The organism is Citrobacter sp. Igbk 16 (assembly GCF_028069755.1).
Lineage (GTDB): Bacteria > Pseudomonadota > Gammaproteobacteria > Enterobacterales > Enterobacteriaceae > Citrobacter.
Genome location: NZ_JANEWJ010000061.1, coordinates 1 through 5,852, shown reverse-complemented (window position 1 = coordinate 5,852; position 5,852 = coordinate 1). Strand labels below are relative to the sequence as shown.

The 5,852-nt window shown below is 50.7% G+C and carries 2 protein-coding genes; one reads left to right on the top strand and one right to left on the bottom strand.

Annotated features, from left to right (window positions below; all coding sequences use genetic code 11):
* Positions 1-251 precede the first annotated feature (251 nt).
* Positions 252-2,852, top strand: a complete 2,601-nt coding sequence (locus NNO03_RS22250) for an autotransporter domain-containing protein (protein ID WP_271450589.1) — start codon at positions 252-254, stop codon at positions 2,850-2,852.
* Positions 2,853-3,017: 165 nt separating this feature from the next.
* On the opposite strand, the gene misL is transcribed toward NNO03_RS22250, so the two are convergent.
* Positions 3,018-5,798 carry an intestinal colonization autotransporter adhesin MisL gene (misL, locus tag NNO03_RS22245; protein ID WP_271450588.1) on the bottom strand — a complete coding sequence of 927 codons (2,781 nt, stop codon included), beginning with the start codon at positions 5,796-5,798 and terminating at the stop codon, positions 3,018-3,020.
* Positions 5,799-5,852 lie beyond the last annotated feature (54 nt).

Sequence of the window (5,852 nt, the reverse complement as noted above, 5' to 3'; positions counted from 1 at the left end):
GATAGTTTTGATTTATTTGCATGATGAATAATTTCTTTACTGTTCAAAAAACAGCCACATCAATTTACCTCATCAATGTATATGGCTGAGAATTAAATTTAATTTGTTTATTTTATGATGAACATCAATTAATTAAGGGTTAATACAATGTTTCAAATCGCATCGTTAAGACTATTCTCAATTCATACTCACTACGAGACTATCTCCTTTATCAATTTATTCATCAGAATAATTATCCTGGAGAGCTTCAAATGCGCCATAAGTCTCGTCGTACCTTGCTATCACAATGTATCATTTTATCCCTGACCTCTATTTCTGGTTATGCGTTAGCTGATTCGTCAATGGCCAGCAGTGGTAGTGATCCTGTGGTTAGTGGTTTGACTCAATATTCAACATCGGGTTATCACTATAACAGCGATACCACTGATGCAGTCATGACCGGAGGGCAAAGTAAGACTAATATTTACCTGACTGATAACTCCAGAAATAGCAACGGCCATCGGGGTGACAATGATACTCAATCATTGACAGTCAATGGTACGAATATGGACGGCTATTACATTCAGGCATATGATGGTGGAACAGCAAATATTACTCTAGAAAATGGTACGACTGCCGATATGATTGAGGCAGGTGGCCACGACGTCAGTACAAACGTTAATATTACCGTTGATAACTCAACATTAGCGGGTGAAAACAACGCCGACGATGCTAATTATATTAAGAACGATAAAAGCTACATGGGTGGCGCATCCATTTTCGCTGACTCTGGTTCAACTGAAGGCTCAAACGATATCGCGGTAGAAAACGGTAGCCAGCTGGGTGGTGCCATTTATAGCGTAACCGGGGGGAACAATACTATTGATGTCTCTGGTGGCAGTACCGTAAACGGTGCAATTTATGCGTTCAATAATACTACTTCTGGTCGCAACAACATTACGGTAGATGGCAGTACTGTTACTGTTGATGCAAACAATAGTACATTGCAGGGCTACTTCGAAGGTACTGCAGAGAATAACTATGCCGACAGCGTTTATGCAGGCAATAAAGACGCAGCAGAGATTAATGCGTCCCTTCAAGGACAGACCATTGCAATGGGTGTTTATGGGACACAGGCCTCCAATATTGCTCTAAATAATAGTACCGTAACCGGTTCTATTGCTGTTATTGGTGATAATTACTCCACAGCCTCCACAGCCCAGATCTCTCTGGATGGTAGCATCCTGAATGGCAGTATCAATTCCGCAGATGAAAACAGCACTACCGTTCAATTGAACGCTTCCACTGTAAACGGCAACATCACTACCGGCGCGGGTGATGATACGGTGACATTAACCAACAAATCGACAGTGACGGGTGATGTTGACGGTGGCGCAGGTACCGATACTCTTTCTATGGATGCTGACAGTTCTATTAACGGGACAATTAGCAATTTCGAAACCATCAATACTACAGACAACAACAATATCGATATTACTAGCACCGATAGCACCACCTGGAATATTCAGAATGGTTCTACATTACAGTCAGACACCACGGGCAGCAATGTACAGGTCAATATGACTTCTGACAGCCATGTTGATTTTGGTGAAGTTGACGGCACCAATGACAGCCTGACGGTGACCAGTATTGCTCCGTCCAGCGCAAGCCAGCAAGATGAGACGATTGCGACCTTCACGACCACCTCTGGTAACGCTGATAATCCTGACAGTGCCGTTGAAGCCCAGTTCAGCAATGGTAAACAGCAGGTCGAAAGCCGTAGCGGTGCGTACAACTACGACAACTCTCTGACTATTGAGCAAGCAGCACAGCTGAAGAGCGCCCGTCTTACCGCGCCTGCCGGAACGGCCTATAACGTCCAGCTCGACAGCTCTCGTGGGGAACTGGCCAGCGACGTACAGGGCGCGATTGCCGGTCTGGATGCTGCTAAACAAGCGGGCCGCATGGTGACCGACGACCTGGCTAACCGTCTGGATCAGGTACACCTGCAAAGCCTGTACGGCCACGTTGCAGACGGCGCGCAGATCTGGGGCGACTTCCTGTACCAGAATGGCGATTACAGCGATGACGTCGACTACAAAGACATCACCCAGGGCGTACAGGGCGGTGTTGACTGGACGTCTCGAATGGCAAACGGTGACAGCTTGACCGGAGGTATCGCGCTGGCCTGGACCCGCAGTCGCGACCAGAATAACAACGGCAGCTCAAACAGCTTTAACAATACCGTGTACGGCAACTACTACAGCGTGTACGGCGGCTGGCAGCAGGCGTTGCACGACAACCTGTGGAGCATGTTCGTTGATGGTAGCTTCAGCTACGGCGATATGCGCTACAACATGTCTGCCAGCAACGTCAAAGATAACACCAGCGGCATGACCGAAGCGCTGAGCGGCTCTTCTGACGGCAACCTGTACACCACTCAGGTTCGTACTGGTGTGAACGTACTGCTACCGGGCGATACCGTCCTTCAGCCATATGCTACCCTGGGCTGGGATAAGGCCGATGAAAACAGCTTCTCCGATCAGGAAGTCACCTTCGGCGACAACCAGGTTTCCGAATGGAATACCAGCGTCGGTATGCGCGTTACGACAAAACTGGCCGACCTCAACAAAAACGTCGAGCTGTACCCATGGGTGGATGCCCGTTACCAGACTGAGTTCAGCGATAATACCGATATTACTGCAGCGGATTATCACAACAGCGACGGTAACAACATGTCGATGGGGATCTTCGGTGCTGGTATCAACACCACCATCGGTAAAGATTTCTCACTCAACACCGGAGTGTACTTCGGTACGGGTGATGTAGATAACGATGCCAGCGTTCAGGCCGGTATCAGTTACCACTTCTAATCTATCCAGGAGTTTATTGCTCCTTTCGGCGGATGAACGAGTAAGCGTGACTTACACGTTCACCTTGTGCCGGATGGCGCTTGCGCTTATCCGGCCTACAATTCGCGCAAAAAATAAAGCCGCCGATCGGTTAATCAGCGGCTTTTTCTTTTATCAGCAATGACGTCAGAAGTTATATTTCACACCCAGCATACCGCGGGTATCGCTGTAGCCTTTGTCACCAACCTGTTGGGCCACGTTGCTCCACACGTTGAGGCGCGGGGTGATTTGGCCTTCAACACCCACTTTCAGCTCACCAATGTTCCTGGTACCGCGCATATCGCTGCTCACATCGTCCATTTTCACACTGGTCGTCTGCGTATTATGGATCCAATTGGCTTCCACGAACGGCTGGAACTCACGAGATTTACCGTCATCGATGGCGTTATGGCCGTTGATATAGGCCTTCACACCCAGACGGGTCATCAGGTTACCATTAGTATTGTCCTTCACGCGGGTACCGTTCGCTTCGCGGTGATTGTCGGCCTGCACGTCCATCCACACCACCTGCGCTTTTGGTTGCAGCCAGTAGCTATTGCGCTCACTTTCGCCCAGCTTGAAGCTATAACCGGCCTCGACCGAAGCGGTTATCCCGCTGGATTTATATTTCTCCGTCGCCTGCTCCTGGCCCATCACTTTGTTATCAAACCAGTTGTACAGCGCCCAGGTATCCACATAGGTACCTGACTTGTCTGCCTCATTGGCATACCAGGTGCCGTACAGTCCCACACTGTAGCCAGTAACCTGACCACGCGAATAGTAGCCGGTCAGGCTGGACTGCGTACGGCTCTGGCTGTTGGCATAACCGGCCATCGCGCCAATGTGCCAGCGATCAAGACCATCACTACTCCACTGTGCCAGGTCACCCCCCAACTGCATCACATAGCTGTTACTTTGGGTTTTTAGCTGCCCGCTACTCTCTTTGAAACGGGTATGGGCACCAACGTTACGCAGCCACAAACTGGTGACTTTTTTCTCGCCCGTCAGCATGTCGGTGTACTGTGTTTCGCCCAGGCGATCGTGCAGTCGGGTCATAAACAGCGTGTTAGCGGCATAGTTGTTCGCCAGATAGCTACCCGCTTCCGGGCGGTACTGCTGCTCTGTAACAGGAGGTGCAACAGGTTCTTCCGGTTCAGGAATAATCGGGTCCACAGGATCGACCGGGTCTGGGTCAACAGGATCAGGGTCATGCGGATCGACGGGGTCCGGGTCTTCCGGCTCCGGCGGAGCAGGAATAAAACTGGTCAGATACCAGTTGTTACCCTTCTGCACCACGTTATAGTCGTATGCGCCAGCAACAATACGGCCCGCCTTCTCAAAGGTAGCGTCAGAATTGCCCGCAACGTCGATTATCTCAATACCTTCAACGGTTTGCGCCCCGGCCCCACCAATGTTGTTTACTGCCACAAAAGCATTGCCTGTGGTGTTGCCAAGCACCTTCAACTTATCGGTTTCAGAGGTATCGTCATTCAAAACTGTGTTGAAAACCAGCTTACCGCCGTTCCCGGTGAAATCTTCATTAATAGTAAGCGTCTGCCACGGCTCACCGTCAGCATGGCCAAAGTTCACGACTGCTCCACCGTTCAGCGTCAGGTCAGTAAGCGTTGAGCTGTTGGTCATGTTCCAGGTTGCATCGCTCATTTTAAGCGAAATCACACCCGTCCCGGCAGTAGCGCTGGTGATGTATGACGCCCCACTCCACAACGAGTTATCGGTCATGTTGAGCTTAATGGTACTGTTTTGCTGTGGCAGGCTGCTGGTTGCGGCAGTCGCGCCGGCGGCGTGAATATCGCCGTCGATAAGAAAACGTCCGCCAGCAGAACCATCCACAATGCCACCCGTTTCGGTGCTGATGGCATAGCTTTCGTTGCTGTTGTCGCCCGCCATGGTAATGGCGGCACCGCCTGCGAGGTTTATCGCGCCGCGTGAAGCTGCATACAGGCCGCGCGGGGCTTTGCTGTATGACGCGGCTTTCGCCGAATTGTTGACGTTGATTGTTGCATTTTCGCCGAGATTCACGGTCGCGTTGGTGGAATAGACCGCGTGTGCACTAACGCCGTTGACCGTAATCGTCGCGTTATTGCCCAGTTCCGTTTTCGACGATGAGGCGGCATAAATCCCAGTGGAGGAAGCACCCGATGTCTCGATGGTGGCGTCATTGCCAAGCAGGATCGAGGAACCGCTCTGCCCGGTGCGAAGACCTTCTGAACTGTCACCTGTCGTCACAATGTGTGCCCGGTCGCCGACCACAATGGTATTTTTGGCCTCCGTTACGTCTTTCATCGCGTTTGCTGTGATACCACGTCCCTGGGAACCGGTGGTTTGAATATACAGATCGTCGCCGACGTAAATGCTGGCCGAGCCTTTCCACCCCTGACTATAGGAGTTGTAACCGGCGTTAATACCGTCACCATCCTGACCGTCGACATAAATGCTGGTACGATCCCCGGTGATGATAAAGACCGGGTTATCCGGCGTATTGGCCCCGTGTGTGCGGATACCGTCAACTTCTTTACCATTATTGGCGGCATTCTTCGACTGCGTGCGAATCGTCAGGTCGTCACCGAAAATAACGCCCGGACTACCCGTTGTACTGTTCTGAATAACGGTAATAGAGTGCTCAAAAGCTTCAGCGCCGGGTCCATTAATCGTTAATCCATTGCCATAAACGGGAATAGTGCCCGCACTCCATTGATAAACATAATTCGGCATGGCGCTGGTTTTTGCGAAATTCGCATTTGCCTGAGCTGGGATTATAGCCTGCAATTCCGGGGGTAGACTGCTCACCAGCCCGCTAGAAGGAAGACTATCAACGTCAACCCAGGCGGCATGGGTTGAAAATATCATTGAGGCCAACGCGGCTGATACCGATATGGCAATACGTGAGTAATTCCTGGGGTTTAGCATAATAGCCTCCTGCTTTTGGGCGTAGAGCGTCCGTCACATCGCCATGATGTGAAA